Genomic DNA, 14,356 nt, shown 5'->3' with positions numbered 1-14,356 from the left:
CACCCCTATTCATAGCGGATCCTGGGGTCCACCCAGGCCAGGAGGAGATCGGAGATGAGGTTGCCGATCATCAAGAGGACCAGGCTCACCGTGAGAAAACCGGCGATCACGTAAAGGTCCTGGTTGGCGATGGCATCCAGGAAAAAGGGGGTAATACCCGGCCAGGCCATAACCACCTCCACGAACCCCGCCCCCGAGATCAGGCTGGGGAGGAGCCCCCCCAACGTGGCCACAAAGGGAATCACCGCGTTACGAAAGGCGTGCTTATAGAGCACCACCCGCTCGGCAAGCCCCTTGGCCCGAGCGGTGCGGATGTAGTCCTGGCCTAAAACCTCCAGCATTTGTCCCCGCATGAGGCGGGAAAGCCCCGCGATATCGTTGGCGGTGGCCACCAGCACGGGCACCACCGCGTGCCAGGCGATGTCCAGAAGCTGGCGCAAGGGCGGTAGCTGCTCAAAGCCGCTGGAGGTCATGCCGGAAACTGGGAAGATCAAGGTACCGGTGCGAAACTTGATCTGCAGAAGGATGTAGATGGCGATGAGGGCCAGGAAGAAGCTGGGAATGGAAAGGCCGATATACGCCAGAAAGGAAAGGATCCTGTCCCCCAAGGAGTACTGGCGCACCGCTCCATACACCCCGATGGGGATGGCCACCAGGTAGAGAAGGATGGTGGAGGGGATGACGATGACCATGGAGTTCACCACTCGAGGCCAGATCACCTCCAGCACCGGGGCCTGATAGGCGAAGGAATAACCCAGGTTCAGGTGCAACAGGTTATCCATCCAAAGCAGGTACTGCTCGTAGATGGGGCGATCCAGGCCGAACTGGGCCCTAAGGCGGGCGATGGTCTCCGGGGTTACCTTGGGATCCAGCTCCAGCTGGGTCAGGTAATCCCCCGGGGCCAGCTGGATGATGAGGAAGGCCAGAAACGTAGCCCCGAAGAAGGTGGGGATCAGGTACAGGATGCGGCGAAGGATGTACGCGGTCATGGCTTCCCAAAGTATCCCCGGGGCCGATGGACCCCGGGGATACCCTACGGCTAGCTCATTTCTTGATGAAAGTCAGCTCCAGCTCCCGCTGGCCCCAGATGGCGCTGATGATGGCGTCGGGGTGCTCCCCGCCCAGGCGGTTGTTCCAGGCGGGGTGGTAGTTGGGCCCGGCGATGTAGATGACGGGAAGAAGCTGGGCCTCAATCTCCTGCATGCGGTAGCCGATCTCCACCCGCTTCTTGAAGTCCAGTTCCGTGCGCCCGCGGGAGTAGAGGGCGTCCAGCTGGGTCTCCCGCGGGTCGATGCACTGGCCCGACTTGTTCCACATGTGCAGGTTGCCCTTGCAGGGCACCACGTTGGACCCAAAGGGCCAGTCCAGGTCCCCACCGGAAAGGCCGATGATGATGGCATCGAAGGGCCGGTCAGGACCAGAGGACAAGAGCTGCCCCACCAGGGTGTTGAAGTCGATGGCGGTGAAGTTCACCTTCACCCCCACCTTTTTGGCCTCGTCCACAAAGAGCTTGGCCATCTGCTCCCGCTGGGCGTTCCCGGCGTTGGTGGCGAGGTTGAACTCCAGCCGCCGCCCCTTGCCGTCCACCAGGTAGCCTTCCTTGTCCTTCTTGGTGAAGCCCAGCTCCGCCAGGAGCTTGGCCGCCTGTTGCGGGTTGTACTCGTACTTGGGCACCTTGGGGTTGATCCACTGGGTGAGCACGGGGTAGACACTGGTGTACATGGGGGTGCCCAAGCCGCCGTAGACGATGTCGATCACCGCCTGGCGGTTGACGATGTGGCTCATGGCCCGGCGGAACTTGTCGGAGCGGAAGAGGCTTTGCTTGAAGGGATCCGAGGCCTTGTTCCAGTTGAAGACCATGAACTGGCTGCTGGCCACCGGGGAAGCGTTCACCTTGATGGTGGCGTCCAGGCGCCCCTGCTGGATGGCCTGGCGGATCTGGGAGATGTGATCCACGGTGGCAGGGGCCATGAGGTCGATGTTCCCCGCTAGGAACTCCGCCAGTTGGGCGTTGGTGTCCTTGACGATCTTGATCTCGTAGCGGTCCAGGTAGGGCAGGGGGTTGCCCGCCTCGTCCTTGTTCCACTCGCCGAAAGCAGGGTTGCGCTTCAGGACCAGGCGCTCCCCTGGGCGGTAGCTTTCGATGAGCCATGGCCCGCCAGAAACAATGTTTTCCGGCTTCTCGTTCAGGGTCCACATCTTCTTGATGCCTTCAGCCCCCTCCCTCTGGTACACAGGACCGAAGACATGGGCAGGCCAGGGCACGAAGGCAGCCACGGCAAACGCTGTGGCATCAGGCTTGGGGTAGGTGAAGCGGATGGTGTAGTCGTCGATCTTCCGCAGGGTGATGGGCTTGCCGTCAATGAAGAAGGAATCGTAGCTGTTGGACCCCACCGCCTTGTCGGTGTGAATGCGCCAGGTCATGATCCAGTCGTCGGCGGTGATGGGCCGGCCATCCGACCACCTCATGCCCCGGCGGATCTTGAAGGTGATCTCCAGCTTGTTGGGGCTCACCGTGAAGGACTCGGCCATGTAGGGGATCCAGTCCCCGGTGGTGGGGTCGCGGGTAACCAGGCCCCTGCCTCCGGAGATAATGCTGGGCACATTCCCCGACTCCGCGGTGATGAAGGGGTTAAAGGTGCGGTAGTCGGAGATAACCGCTGCCCTAAGGGTACCGCCCCTCTTGACCTCGGAGGGCTTGGCCACCGTCCACTTTTGCGGCCAAACAAAGGTCTGGGCACTGGCCACTCCTGCCAGGGCTATAAGGCCCGCCAAAACTGCCAAGGCTCTTCTCATATCGTCTGCCTCCTCTGCTACCTTACGCTGGACAGGGTACCCAGTTATTCTGAACCCTGTCAAGGGTGTGGCCTTCAACTTGACCCCGATGTCGGCGCGTGAAAGAATCCCCTCCATAAGGAGGTGGTGATGAAAGCCGTGGTCATGGAGGCTCGAGGTGGCCCAGAGGTTTTAAAGGTAGCGGAGATGCCTACCCCTGAGCCGGGTCCCAAGGAAGTAAGGATCCGCGTGAAAGCCGCAGCCCTCAACCACCTAGACATCTGGGTCCGCAAGGGAGTGGCTAGCCCCAAGCTTCCCCTACCCCACATCCTGGGAGCCGATGCCTCGGGGGTGGTGGACGCAGTAGGACCCGGGGTAACGGGCTTTGCCCCCGGGGACGAGGTGGTGGTCAACCCCGGCCTTTCCTGTGGCCACTGCGAGCGGTGCCTGGCAGGAGAGGATAACCTCTGCCCCAAATATGAGATACTGGGCGAGCACCGCTTTGGAGCGTACGCCGAGTACCTGGTGGTACCCGAGGCAAACCTCCTCAAGAAGCCCCCAAACCTCTCCTTTGAGGAAGCCGCTGCCATCCCCCTCACCTTCCTCACCGCTTGGCAGATGGTGGTGGACAAGCTCCAGGTACGGCCAGGGGAGGACGTTCTGGTTATGGCGGCGGGTAGCGGGGTGAGTGTGGCCGCCATTCAGATCGCCAAGCTCTTCGGCGCGCGGGTCATCGCCACCGCCGGCTCAGAGGAAAAGCTCCGGAAGGCTAAGGAGCTGGGAGCCGACGAAACCGTGAACTACACCCACCCCGACTGGTACAAGGAGGTGCGCCGCCTCACTGGGGGTAAAGGGGCGGACAAGGTGGTGGACCACACCGGAGCCCTCTACTTCGAGGGGGTGATCCGGGCCACGGCCAACGGGGGCAGAATCGCCATCGCCGGGGCTTCCTCGGGATACGAGGGCACCCTTCCCTTCGCCCACGTGTTCTTCCGGCAACTTTCCATCCTGGGCTCCACCATGGGCTCCAAAAGCCGCCTTTTCCCCATCCTGCGCTTTGTGGAACAGGGAAGGCTAAAGCCCGTGATAGGCCAGGTTCTGCCCCTGGAGGAGGCCGCAGAGGGACACCGCCTCCTGGAGGAGCGGCGCATCTTCGGCAAAGTAGTGCTACGGGTGGACTAGGCCTCTCCAGGCAGGAGCAAGATCCCGCCATAATAGCGAGCTGGCAGGCCAAAGGGCGAAGATCATGGGATGGGGTCAAGACCTTTGTCCCTAACCGGAAGCCGCCGCCCATAGGGCTTCCTCAAGGGTAGAATGCAGGGCGAGGTGAGGCCATGGAGCACACCGACGTGATCATCATTGGCGCGGGCCCCGCTGGGCTTTTCGCGGGTTTTTACGTGGGCATGCGGGGGCTTTCCTTCCGCTTCATCGACCCCTTGCCCGAGCCAGGGGGACAACTTTCCGCCTTGTATCCGGAGAAATACATCTACGACGTGGCGGGCTTTCCCAAGGTGTACGCCAAGGACCTGGTGAAGGGGCTGGTGGAGCAGGTGGCCCCCTTCCACCCCATCTACAGCCTGGGGGAGCGAGCGGAAACCCTGGAAAAGGAAGGGGACCACTTCAAGGTGACCACTTCCTCCGGGAACACCTACACCGCCAAGGCGGTAATCATCGCCGCTGGGGTAGGTGCCTTTGAGCCCAGGCGCCTGGGTGCCCCCGGGGAAAAGGAACTGGAGGGCAAAGGCGTCTACTATGCGGTGAAGACCAAGGCCGAGTTCCAGGGCAAGCGGGTGCTCATCGTGGGAGGTGGGGATAGCGCCGTGGACTGGGCCCTGAACCTCCTGGGCACCGCCCAGGAGATCACCCTGATCCACAGGAGGCCTCAGTTCCGGGCCCACGAGGCCAGCGTGAAGGAGCTCTTCAAAGCCCACGAGGAAGGGCGCCTTACCGTGCTCACCCCCTACGAGGTCCGGCGGATTGAGGGGGATACCCAGGTGCGCAAGGCGGTGATCTTCCACAACGGGACCCAGGAGGAAAAGGAGCTGGAGGTGGACGCTGTCTTGATCCTGGCGGGCTACCTCACCAAGCTGGGGCCCTTGGCCAACTGGGGGCTGGAACTGGAAAAGAACAAGATCAAGGTGGACACCACCATGGCCACCAGCATCGCCGGGGTCTACGCCTGCGGGGATATCGTCACCTATCCGGGGAAACTCCCCCTCATTGTGCTCGGCTTCGGGGAAGCCGCCATCGCCGCCAACCATGCCGCCGCCTACGCCAACCCCGCCCTTAAGGTTAACCCCGGCCACTCCTCGGAAAAGGCCGAGGAGAAAGCCCCCGCCTAAAGACCCCTCCTCCCTTCAGGCCCCGGGCTACCCCGGGGCTCCCCTTTGCTCTAAGATGGGGCATATGCGGGTTGCCCTTTTCATTGACGGATCCTACATGTACCTGGCCACCAAGCGCCTGGGTTGGAACGTGGACCACCGCCGGGTCCTCACCCAGTTCGCCACCCCGGAGCAGCTTTACAACGCCTTCTACTACGTGCCCATCACCGATCCCGAGGACGAGCGCCAGCAGCGCTTCATCGACGCCCTGGTTTTCATGGGGTACACGGTGCGTAGCCGCCTGGTACGGGGGGATGCCCGGTTTGAGGCCATGATGGCCACGGACCTCCTCACCACCGCCCCCCGCTGGGACCGGGCCATCGTGGCCAGCGGTTCGGGAGAACTGGCCCACACCTTCAGCGTCCTGAGGGCCATGGGGAAGGAGATCCACCTCCTCGGCGTGCACGAGCTAGCGGACCTCGAGCTCCGCAACCAGGCGGACCGCTTCCTGAACCTCCCCGAGTGGCGGGAGGTGCTGGAGAGAACCCTGGGGGGCCGCCGCACCTATGTGGGCTATCCCGTGGAGGCTACGGTGGAGGTACCCCCTGCCCCGGTAGAGGACGCCCAGCCCTAACCCATGCCCCCAGGCCCCTGGCTCGTGTTGCTGGCAGCGGGCCTTTTTTACCTGGCCCTTCCCATCCCCCCTACCCTACCCCCCTCCCCCAGCCTCAGGGACCTTCTCCCCTACCCAAAGGAAGAGCGGGAGGCTTGGGTCAGCCTCCACCTGGGCTTGAAGGCCAGCCTGCACCTCCTTCTGGGAGGGAAGGCCGCCCGGGCCTACGACCGCCTGCTCCGCCTCGAGCTCAAAAACCAGCGCTCCGGCAAGCGGTCCGCCTACCCGGAGCCCAAGGGTGCCCTCCTGGCGGCCAAGCGCTGGGTGGAGGCCATCGGCCAGGCCAAGCGGGGCCAGAAGGTGGACCTCGAGGGCCTGCCCACCGCCCCCCACCACGTACTTCCCTACGCCCGGGAGATCCGCGCCGCCGCCTCCGCCCTCGGCATTCCTTATGGGGTGCTGGCCGCCATTGTGGATAACGAGCAGTATGGGGGGGACAAGGCCTTGGGGCTTTCTCGGGGGGTGCGCCAAGCGGCGGATGGCTTCGCCCAAGGCCTGGCCGAGGTCCAGGGCCACGCCCCCTTGAGCCGCACCCTGGGCCTGGCCCAGATGAGCTGGGAGGATGCCCTCAAGCAACAAGACCGCCTGCGCCTCTTCGGAGCTTGGGACCCAGCAAAACCCTTCCCCAAGACCGAGACCGAGGCCAGGAAGGCCCTCGAGGATCCCTACCTCAACCTCCTCTTCACCGCAAGCCGGCTTAGAGGCTACTTCAACGCCCTCCTCGGCCTCCCCCCACGGGATACCCGCCTTCTGGATGACCCCTGGCTCTACTACCTGGGCCCCGCCTGGCACAACTACCCCCTTAGGGCGCAGAACCTGGAAACCTGGGAGGACAGCTTCCACGGCTTTTTCAAGGGCCTCCTCTACCAGGTGGTCCTGGAAGGACGCTGGCACCTGGAAGGCCACACCCTTCTTCCCCTCAAAGCCTGGGGGCCTGGGGCGCAGGACCCCCCTCCGCCTTCTCTCCCCAGCCTGATCCCTTAGATCCGCTCCATCCAGGGAAGGGGCTCCCCGGGAGGCAGCACCGGCCACCTTCCCTGCCGCATGTGGCGGAAGATGGCCTCCACCGCCTTTTCTGCCTCCTCCACCCAATGCCTTGGGTAAAGGGAATGTTTGGCCAAAAACTCCTCCCGGTCAAAGACCTGGCAGGTGTGGTCGGCTCGGCACTTCACATCCAGCTCGAGGTCATACTGGCGAAACCCGTTTCCCGCCCACTCCGCTGGGGTCTGCACGTTCCAGTAGTACTCCAGCACCCGGCCTTCCCGCACGTCCGGCCCCCCGGAATACCAGGCCCCTGGGAAGAAGGCCACGTAGGCGTCGTGGTCCAGCACCACCCTCCTACCCTTGGCCACATGGTGGAAGGTTCCCCCTTGGGGCAAAAGGGTGAGGATCCCTTCGGGGCGCACCTCCACCACCTTGGCCTCCCAGAAGTAATGCAGGTTATCCCCCGGGAACTTGTAAAACTCCACCCGCACGAGGTCCCCGGGAGCCACCGGCCAGGGCAAGGCCCCCATGCAAAGCGCCCAACGGGCCCTGCGCCCCGTTTACTTCTTGGTGCTGATGCCCAGGACCTTGTAAAGGGCGCAGAAGCCAGTGATGGCCGTGAAAAGCAAAACGACGCCCACGATGCCCAAAATCCAGTTCCAGGGCGAGGCCGACTGGAAGGCGAAGTAGAAGAGGACCAAGGCCAAGACAAAACGAATGACCCGGTCGGTGGTGCTCTCGTTCACCGTCATGTTCCACCTCCGCCATCCAGCTTATACCAGAGCGGACCGGGACGTTTGGCCCCCTAGGCCCCTTGTGCTAAAATAAGCCTTCGGCGCGGGCCGTTAGCTCAATCGGTCAGAGCGGCCGGCTCATAACCGGTTGGTTGCAGGTTCGAGTCCTGCACGGCCCACCAGCTTCCCTGTCCGCCAAAGTCCCGCCTCCCAAAGGGGCGGGAAACGTGTTTGTACCAGCCCCTTCTTCTGGCACAATCTAGCCATGGAGGCCCTGCAAGCCTTTCAAATTCTGGACCTGCGCATCGGCCGCATCTTAAAGGCCGAACCCCACGAGAAAGCCCGTAAACCCAGCTACAAGCTTTGGATCGACCTCGGACCCTTAGGGGTTAAACAAAGCTCCGCCCAGATCACCGAGCTTTACCGCCCCGAGGACCTGGTGGGCCGCCTGGTGGTATGTGCGGTGAACCTGGGCACCCGCGTGATCGCCGGCTTCCCCTCGGAGGTCCTGGTCCTGGGGGCCAGGGACGGGGCGGGGCGGGTGGTGCTCCTGGCGCCGGAACGGGAGGTGCCCTTGGGGGAGAAGGTGTTCTGAGGGCTCGTGTGCGAAAGCTGCCCCACCGGTTAAAGCCGAGGCGGCTTGTTCATGGTTTTTCTGGGGCCCCCGTCGTGGCCTGGGCCACGACGGGGTACTTAGCGGGTCCGGGTCACCTTGCTGAGGTGCCGGGGCCGGTCCGGGTCCAGGCCCCGGGCCCGGGCCAGGGCCTCGGCCTTGGGGTAGAAGGCCTGGACCAGGAGGAGGGGGGTGAGCTCCGGCTCCAGGGCCACGGGAAGGGCCAGGGGGGTGTGGGCCAGGGCCAGGGCGTCGGGCTCCGGGGAGAGCACCAGGAGGTGGGCCCCCTTGGCCCGGAGGCCCTCCAGGGTCTTTAGGAAGCCCTCCAGGGCCTCATCCCCCTGCACCAGGGCCAAGAGGGGAAAGCCCTCCTCCAAAAGGGCCTGGGGCCCGTGCAGGAACTCCGCCGCGGAAAACCCCTCCGCGTGCAGGGCGGCCACCTCCTTGAGCTTGAGGGCCGCCTCGAGGGCCACGGGATAGGTGAACCCCCGCCCCAGGACGAAAAGGTTTTCCGCATCCTCCAGGTAGTCCAGTTCGCCCGAGGCCTCCAAGGCCCGGTGGAGGGCCTCGGGCAAAGCCGGCAAAGCCTCCCGGAGCCTCGCCTCCTCCAGGAGGTGGGCGAGGAGCTGGGCGGTGGCGGCCAGCATGGCCAGGAAGCTCTTGGTGGCGGCCACCGCCTTCTCCTCGCCGGCATGGAGGGGAAGGACCACCTCAGCTATTTGGGCCAGGGGGCTGTCCTCCCGGTTCACCAGGGCCACGGTGAGGACCCCCTGGCGGCGGTAGGCGGCCACGGTTTCCACCACGTCGGGGCTTTCCCCGCTTTGGCTATAGGCAAGAAGGAGCGAGGGGAAAGGCACCCGCAGCCTGGCCTGGTAGAGGGTAAGGACGGAAGGGGCCAAGGAAAGGACCGGCCATTCCAGGCGGGCCTCGAGGAGGTACTTGGCAAAAAGGGCCGCATGGTCGGAACTCCCCCGGGCCACGGTAAGGGTGAGGGCCGGGGGGCGCTTCCTCAGGAAGCTGGCCAGGCTCCTTACCTCGGCCTCGTTCTCCCTAAGGAGGCGCTCTATGACCTTGGGAGCTTCCTCCGCCTCGGTACGCATCCAAGAGGCCATAGGTTCACTATAGGGCACGGGAAGCCACCTCCTGCCACCTGGTCCTTCCCAGAAGATGGTGATATACTTCCACGGATGGACCGCATCGTCATCCGGGGGGCACGGGAGCACAACCTCAAGAACATCAACCTGGAGCTCCCGCGGGGCAAGTTCATCGTCATCACCGGGGTCTCGGGCTCGGGCAAGAGCACCCTGGCCTTCGACACCCTCTACGCCGAGGGGCAGCGGCGGTACGTGGAAAGCCTCTCCAGCTACGCCCGCCAGTTCCTGGGGGTCATGGACAAGCCGGAGGTGGAGAGCATCGAGGGCCTCTCCCCCGCCATCTCCATCGACCAGAAGACCACCAGCCACAACCCCCGCTCCACCGTGGGCACGGTCACGGAGATCCACGACTACCTGCGCCTCCTCTTCGCCCGGGTGGGCACCGCCTACTGCCCGGAGTGCGGCCGCCCCATCGAAAAGCAGTCCGCCAGCGAGATCACCGACCGCCTCCTGCAGCGCCCCCCAGGCACCCGGGCCATCCTCCTGGCCCCCTTGGTCCGGGGGCGGAAGGGAGAGTACCGGAAGCTCTTCCAGCAGCTTATGAAGGAGGGATACGCCCGGGTGCGGGTGGACGGGGTCATCTACCTCCTGGAGGAGGCCCAGAACCTAAACCTGGAAAAATATGAGAAGCACGACATCGACCTGGTGATCGACCGGGTGGTCCTCAAGGAGGAGGAGCGCCCCCGCATCGCCGAGGCGGTGGAGCTGGCCCTCCTCCGGGGGGAGGGGCTCATGCGGGTCCTCTACCCCGACACGGGGGAGGAGGAGCTCCTTTCGGAGAAGTTCGCCTGCCCCGAGCACGGGAGCGTGCTGGAGGAGCTGGAACCCCGCATCTTTTCCTTCAACGCCCCCTACGGGGCTTGTCCCGCCTGCTCTGGCCTGGGGTACAAGCAGGAGTTTGACCCCGAGCTCATCGTGAACCCCGAGCTCTCCCTGGCCGAGGGGGCCATCCTGCCCTGGGCCCGGGGCCGGGACACGGGCCGGAGCTACCTCTGGGACCGGCTTCGGGCCTTAGCGGAGCACCTGGGCTTTGACCTCAGGACCCCCTTCAAGGACCTGCCGGAGGCGGCTAAGCAGGCGGTGCTCTACGGCCTGCCCGAGCCCTTTGAGGTGGTCTTCCGCCGTGGGGGGAAGGAGACCTTCCGGGTGGAGGTCCACTACGAGGGGGTCATCCCTTGGCTACAGAAGCGGTACCAGGAAGCGGAGTCCGAGGGGGTCAAGGAGGTGCTGGAAGGCTTCATGTCGCAAAAGCCCTGCCCCGTGTGCGGGGGCACCCGCTACAAGAAGGAGGTGCTCTCGGTGCGGGTGGCGGGGCGGAACATCGCTGAGGTTTCCGCCCTGCCCGTGCGGGAAGCCCTGGAGTTCTTCCAGAACCTCGAGGAGAAGCTCACCCCCTTCCAGGCCCAGATCGCCCGGCCCATCCTGCGGGAGATCGTGGAACGCCTGGGCTTTTTGGTGGGGGTGGGCCTGGACTACCTGACCCTGGACCGGGCGGCCAACACCCTCTCCGGGGGGGAGGCCCAGCGCATCCGCCTGGCCACCCAGGTGGGAAGCGGGCTCACCGGGGTCTTGTACGTGCTGGACGAGCCCTCCATCGGCCTCCACCCCCGGGACAACCAGCGCCTCATCCAAACCCTCAAGCGCCTCCAGTCCCTGGGCAACACCCTCATCGTGGTGGAACACGACGAGGAGACCATGCGGGCCGCGGACTGGATCGTGGACATGGGCCCGGGGGCGGGGATCCACGGGGGGGAGGTGGTGGCCGAAGGCCCCTTGGAGGCCATCCTGCAAAACCCCAGGAGCCTCACCGGGGCCTACCTCCGGGGGGAGAAGAGGATCCCGGTGCCCAAGGAGCGGCGCAAGGGAAACGGCAAGTGGCTGGTCCTTAAAGGAGCCCGGGAGCACAACCTGAAAAACGTCACCCTGCGCATCCCCCTGGGTCGCTTCGTGGCCGTCACCGGCCCCTCGGGCTCGGGGAAGAGCACCCTGATCCACGACGTCCTCTACGCCGCCCTGGCGCAGAGGCTCATGCGGGCCAAGACCACCCCGGGGGCTTTTGACGCCCTGGAGGGTCTGGAACACCTGGACAAGGTCATCGAGATCGACCAGTCCCCCATCGGCCGCACCCCCCGCTCCAACCCCGCCACCTACACCGGCATCTTCGACGAGATCCGCGACCTCTTCGCCAAGACCCCGGAGGCCAGGAAGCGGGGCTACGGCCCGGGCCGCTTCTCCTTCAACGTGAAGGGAGGGCGGTGCGAGGCCTGCGGCGGCGACGGCACGGTGAAGATCGAGATGCTCTTCCTGCCCGACCTCTACGTGCCCTGCGAGGTGTGCAAGGGCAAGCGCTACAACAAGGAAACCCTCGAGGTGAAGCTGAGGGGCAAGAGCATCGCCGACGTCCTGGACATGACCGCCGAGGAGGCCCTGGACTTCTTCCAGAACGTGCCCACCATCGCCCGCAAGCTCCAGCTCATGGTGGACGTGGGCCTGGGGTACATGCGCCTGGGCCAGCCCTCCCCCACCCTTTCCGGGGGAGAAGCCCAGCGGATCAAGCTGGCCACGGAGCTGGGCCGCAAGGCCACGGGCCGCACCCTCTACATCCTGGACGAACCCACCACCGGCCTCCACTTTGACGACGTGGCTAAGCTCCTTTCCGTCCTCCACCGCCTGGTGGACGCAGGGAACACCGTGGTGGTCATCGAGCACAACCTGGACGTGGTCAAGACCGCCGACTGGGTCATCGACCTGGGCCCCGAGGGGGGGGACCGGGGCGGGGAGATCGTGGCCGAGGGTACCCCGGAGGAAGTGGCCCTCACGGGTAGCCCCACAGGAGTCTTTTTGGCCAGAATCCCCGAGATCGCCGAGCGGCTAAAGGTGGCCGCGGACTAAGCGCCCGCGCACAAAGGCTGCCCCATCGGCTAAAGCCAAAGCGGCTTGCTTATCGCCTCTTTGGGGCCCCCGTCGTGGCGCAAGCCACGACGGGGTACTTAAGCGTCCGTACGCAAAGGTTGCCCCATCGGCCAAAGCCAAAGTGGCGCGCTCATGGCTTTTTTGGGGCCCCCGTCGTGGCGCAAGCCACGACGGGGTACTTAAGCCTTGGCTTTGGGGGATTTCCTGGAAACCTGGGCGGGCTGGCTGCGGGCCAGGATCCCCTCCAGGGCCAAGGACAAGGATTTCTCCACCTCCCCCCCGAAGTCCCGGTTAGGGGTATAGGCCGCCCAGCGCAAGGCGGCAAGGAAGTAAAGATCGGCCAAGGTGCGGCCCATGCGTTCCAAGGAAAGGTCCTGCCGCACCACCCCCTTATCCCGCAAAGGCTTTAGGACCTCGGCGATCAGGTCCCCCAAAGGCAGGGCCATGAAGGCCGCCTTGGCCCGGATGGGGTCAGGGTTTAACAGCTCATAGAGGAGAGGCAAGAGGAGATCCTTCTCCGCCTGGGTAAAGGCCGCAAGCCTCCCGAAGAGGTAGCGCAAAAGGGCCAGGGGATCCTCCCCCTGGGCAAGCCGACGCCTAACCTCACCCCGAAGGTCCGCCAACAGGAGACTTCCGTACTCCAGGAGTACCGCCTCCTTGTAGGGGTAGTAGTTGAAGAAGGTACCCCGGGACACATGGGCGGCCTTGGCGATGTCGGTGGCGGTGGTTTCCCGGAAGCCCTGCTGGCGAAAAAGGGCCATGGCCGCCTGAAAGATGCGCTCCCGGCGCCGCTTTTTCTGATACTCCCTCACGGTCATGGGGGTAGTGTACTACCGTATAAACTCAAAGTTCAATCGCTTTTTGCGCCCAATCTTCTAAAGCCTTAAGCAGGGACAATCCCCCCAGGGTGGTATAGACCTTGGCCTCCCGGTGGAAGGAACCATCCGCCACCTGGTAGCCCTGCTTGGCCAAGGCCTGGGCCACCTCGGCCGTGGCCGCCACCCGGGGAGGCAACCGGCCCACCTCCGCCAGGAAGAGGTGGGCGTTGAAGCCCAAAAACACCGCCTCTAATCCCTCCCACATCTCCTCCACAAAGGCCATATAGGAGGGATCCCGGGCCATCCGGCCTGGCCTTTTGGCCCCCGGGATGAGGAGGACTTCCGGGGGTGGGGCTGCGGGGAAGGCGTAGGTGGGAGTCCAAACGGAGCCTGCCAGGGCCGGGGTTCCCTTGCGGCCCTTGGCCACGGTATAGGCGGGAAGGCCTAGGCGCTTGGCCGCCTCGAGGGCTAGGGCCGCCTCCAGCTCGGAGAACTCGGGGAGGAGCAAGATGGCTAGCACTTTAGACCATTATGGCAGAAGCCGGTAGAGGAGAAGGGCCGCCTCCCCCCGGGTCACGGGATCGGCACCTGAAAGCCTGCCCTCCCCCAGCGCCTGCAAGAGCTGATTCAAGGTGAGCCGCTTCAAGGGCTTTTGCAGTTCCTCCCGGAAAAGCTCCCTGGCCTTCAGCACCACCCTGAGGCGCTCCTCAGGACCTTTTGCCCGGTAGTAGTGCTCCAGGTTGGCCAAAAAATCCCCCAGGAGAACGGGTTCAAAAAGGCCCAAGGAGCCTTTTAGGTAGTAGGGTCCGGCGAAGAGCCCCCGCCTCAGGAGGGCCACTGCCTCCCGGTACCCTGGCCTTTCCGCCTCCACCCGGCCTCCCTCGGGAGAGGAAAGCCTGGCCCCCCTTTGGGCAAGCCGCTTGCGCAGGGCCTCGAGGGCCTGCCCGCTTGCGGCCAACTCGTGAAAGTCCGCCAGGGGCACCTTCGTAAGCCCTGCTTGCGGGGCCTTCCGCAAGAGGGCGGCCGCCACCCCTGCCGCCTCCCCCAAGGCCATCTGCAAGGGCACCACCCGGGCGGAAAAGGCGGCCGCACTGTCAAACCCCGCCGCCTGGGAAACCACCAGGAGGTTTCTAAGCTCCCGGGGCACCAGACTCCGGAAGGGCACCCCATAGGGTGCTGGGGTACCCAAAAGGTAAGGGGTTTCCCCCGGAAAGTAGACCTGGCCGTCCAAGGGGTACCCCCCCAGGGCCACGGCATCGGGAAAGGTCCGGCCCAGGAGGACTTCTTCAGCCTTCAAGCGGTAAAGGGCCTTCAGGTGGCGGCTTTCCCGTATGTAGAGGCTAAGCATCCGCACGCAAAGGTTGCCCCACC

13 protein-coding genes, 1 tRNA gene and 1 pseudogene are annotated in these 14,356 nt (G+C 64.7%); 7 read left to right on the top strand and 8 right to left on the bottom strand.

Translation table 11 applies throughout. The features are described from left to right. Positions 1–5: 5 nt before the first annotated feature. Together L1087_RS02745 and L1087_RS02740 are read right to left on the bottom strand one after the other, a co-directional pair. Entirely contained in the window at positions 6–989 is a 984-nt protein-coding gene (locus L1087_RS02745; RefSeq protein ID WP_135259639.1) for an ABC transporter permease, read from the bottom strand. 55 nt (positions 990–1,044) lie between these two features. Continuing rightward, positions 1,045–2,796 carry an ABC transporter substrate-binding protein gene (locus L1087_RS02740; protein WP_234557540.1) on the bottom strand — a complete coding sequence of 584 codons (1,752 nt, stop codon included), beginning with the start codon at positions 2,794–2,796 and terminating at the stop codon, positions 1,045–1,047. A 129-nt stretch (positions 2,797–2,925) separates the two neighbouring features. Here L1087_RS02740 and L1087_RS02735 point away from each other — a divergent pair, with 129 nt between their 5' ends. From L1087_RS02735 to L1087_RS02720, 4 genes are all read left to right on the top strand, one after another. Next, positions 2,926–3,957: a zinc-binding dehydrogenase gene (locus L1087_RS02735; RefSeq protein WP_038041656.1), complete on the top strand. Its 1,032-nt coding sequence runs from the start codon at positions 2,926–2,928 to the stop codon at positions 3,955–3,957. Positions 3,958–4,109: 152 nt separating this feature from the next. Beyond that, entirely contained in the window at positions 4,110–5,117 is a 1,008-nt protein-coding gene (locus L1087_RS02730) for an NAD(P)/FAD-dependent oxidoreductase (protein WP_135259638.1), read from the top strand. A gap of 64 nt (positions 5,118–5,181) precedes the next feature. Continuing rightward, entirely contained in the window at positions 5,182–5,730 is a 549-nt protein-coding gene (locus L1087_RS02725; RefSeq protein WP_234557537.1) for a LabA-like NYN domain-containing protein, read from the top strand. A gap of 3 nt (positions 5,731–5,733) precedes the next feature. After that, positions 5,734–6,753 (top strand): hypothetical protein, encoded by a 1,020-nt coding sequence (locus L1087_RS02720; protein WP_038041649.1) that lies wholly within the window; start codon positions 5,734–5,736, stop codon positions 6,751–6,753. Here L1087_RS02720 and L1087_RS02715 read toward each other — a convergent pair. Together L1087_RS02715 and L1087_RS02710 are read right to left on the bottom strand one after the other, a co-directional pair. Next, entirely contained in the window at positions 6,750–7,283 is a 534-nt protein-coding gene (locus tag L1087_RS02715) for a DUF402 domain-containing protein (protein WP_038041648.1), read from the bottom strand. The two genes, L1087_RS02720 and L1087_RS02715, sit on opposite strands and share 4 nt — an antisense overlap. 30 nt (positions 7,284–7,313) lie before the next feature. Beyond that, positions 7,314–7,505, bottom strand: a complete 192-nt coding sequence (locus tag L1087_RS02710) for a YgaP family membrane protein (protein ID WP_234557535.1) — start codon at positions 7,503–7,505, stop codon at positions 7,314–7,316. 87 nt (positions 7,506–7,592) lie between these two features. Here L1087_RS02710 and L1087_RS02705 point away from each other — a divergent pair. Next, positions 7,593–7,669, top strand: a tRNA-Ile gene (locus tag L1087_RS02705). An 83-nt stretch (positions 7,670–7,752) separates the two neighbouring features. Further along, a complete protein-coding gene (locus L1087_RS02700) occupies positions 7,753–8,082 on the top strand; it encodes a tRNA-binding protein (RefSeq protein ID WP_038043406.1) in 330 nt (109 codons plus the stop codon). Positions 8,083–8,180: 98 nt separating this feature from the next. Here L1087_RS02700 and L1087_RS02695 read toward each other — a convergent pair whose 3' ends face one another. Next, positions 8,181–9,212, bottom strand: a complete 1,032-nt coding sequence (locus tag L1087_RS02695) for an SIS domain-containing protein (RefSeq protein ID WP_234557533.1) — start codon at positions 9,210–9,212, stop codon at positions 8,181–8,183. 75 nt (positions 9,213–9,287) lie between these two features. On the opposite strand from L1087_RS02695, the gene uvrA reads away from it, so the two are divergent. Next, complete coding sequence (gene uvrA, locus L1087_RS02690) at positions 9,288–12,146, top strand: excinuclease ABC subunit UvrA (protein WP_038041641.1); 2,859 nt, start codon at positions 9,288–9,290, stop codon at positions 12,144–12,146. A gap of 200 nt (positions 12,147–12,346) precedes the next feature. On the opposite strand, the gene L1087_RS02685 is transcribed toward uvrA, so the two are convergent. The 3 genes and pseudogenes from L1087_RS02685 to L1087_RS13385 form a co-directional block, all read right to left on the bottom strand. Then, positions 12,347–12,985 (bottom strand): TetR/AcrR family transcriptional regulator, encoded by a 639-nt coding sequence (locus L1087_RS02685; protein WP_234557532.1) that lies wholly within the window; start codon positions 12,983–12,985, stop codon positions 12,347–12,349. Positions 12,986–13,010: 25 nt separating this feature from the next. Further along, complete coding sequence (locus L1087_RS02680; RefSeq protein WP_234557531.1) at positions 13,011–13,505, bottom strand: DJ-1/PfpI family protein; 495 nt, start codon at positions 13,503–13,505, stop codon at positions 13,011–13,013. Positions 13,506–13,514: 9 nt separating this feature from the next. Beyond that, positions 13,515–14,327: pseudogene (locus tag L1087_RS13385) on the bottom strand (FAD-dependent oxidoreductase); the annotation flags it as partial. Positions 14,328–14,356: the final 29 nt, after the last annotated feature.

The organism is Thermus tengchongensis, from assembly GCF_021462405.1.
GTDB classification, from domain to species: domain Bacteria; phylum Deinococcota; class Deinococci; order Deinococcales; family Thermaceae; genus Thermus; species Thermus tengchongensis.
This window is presented reverse-complemented; position numbering and strand designations above follow the sequence as displayed.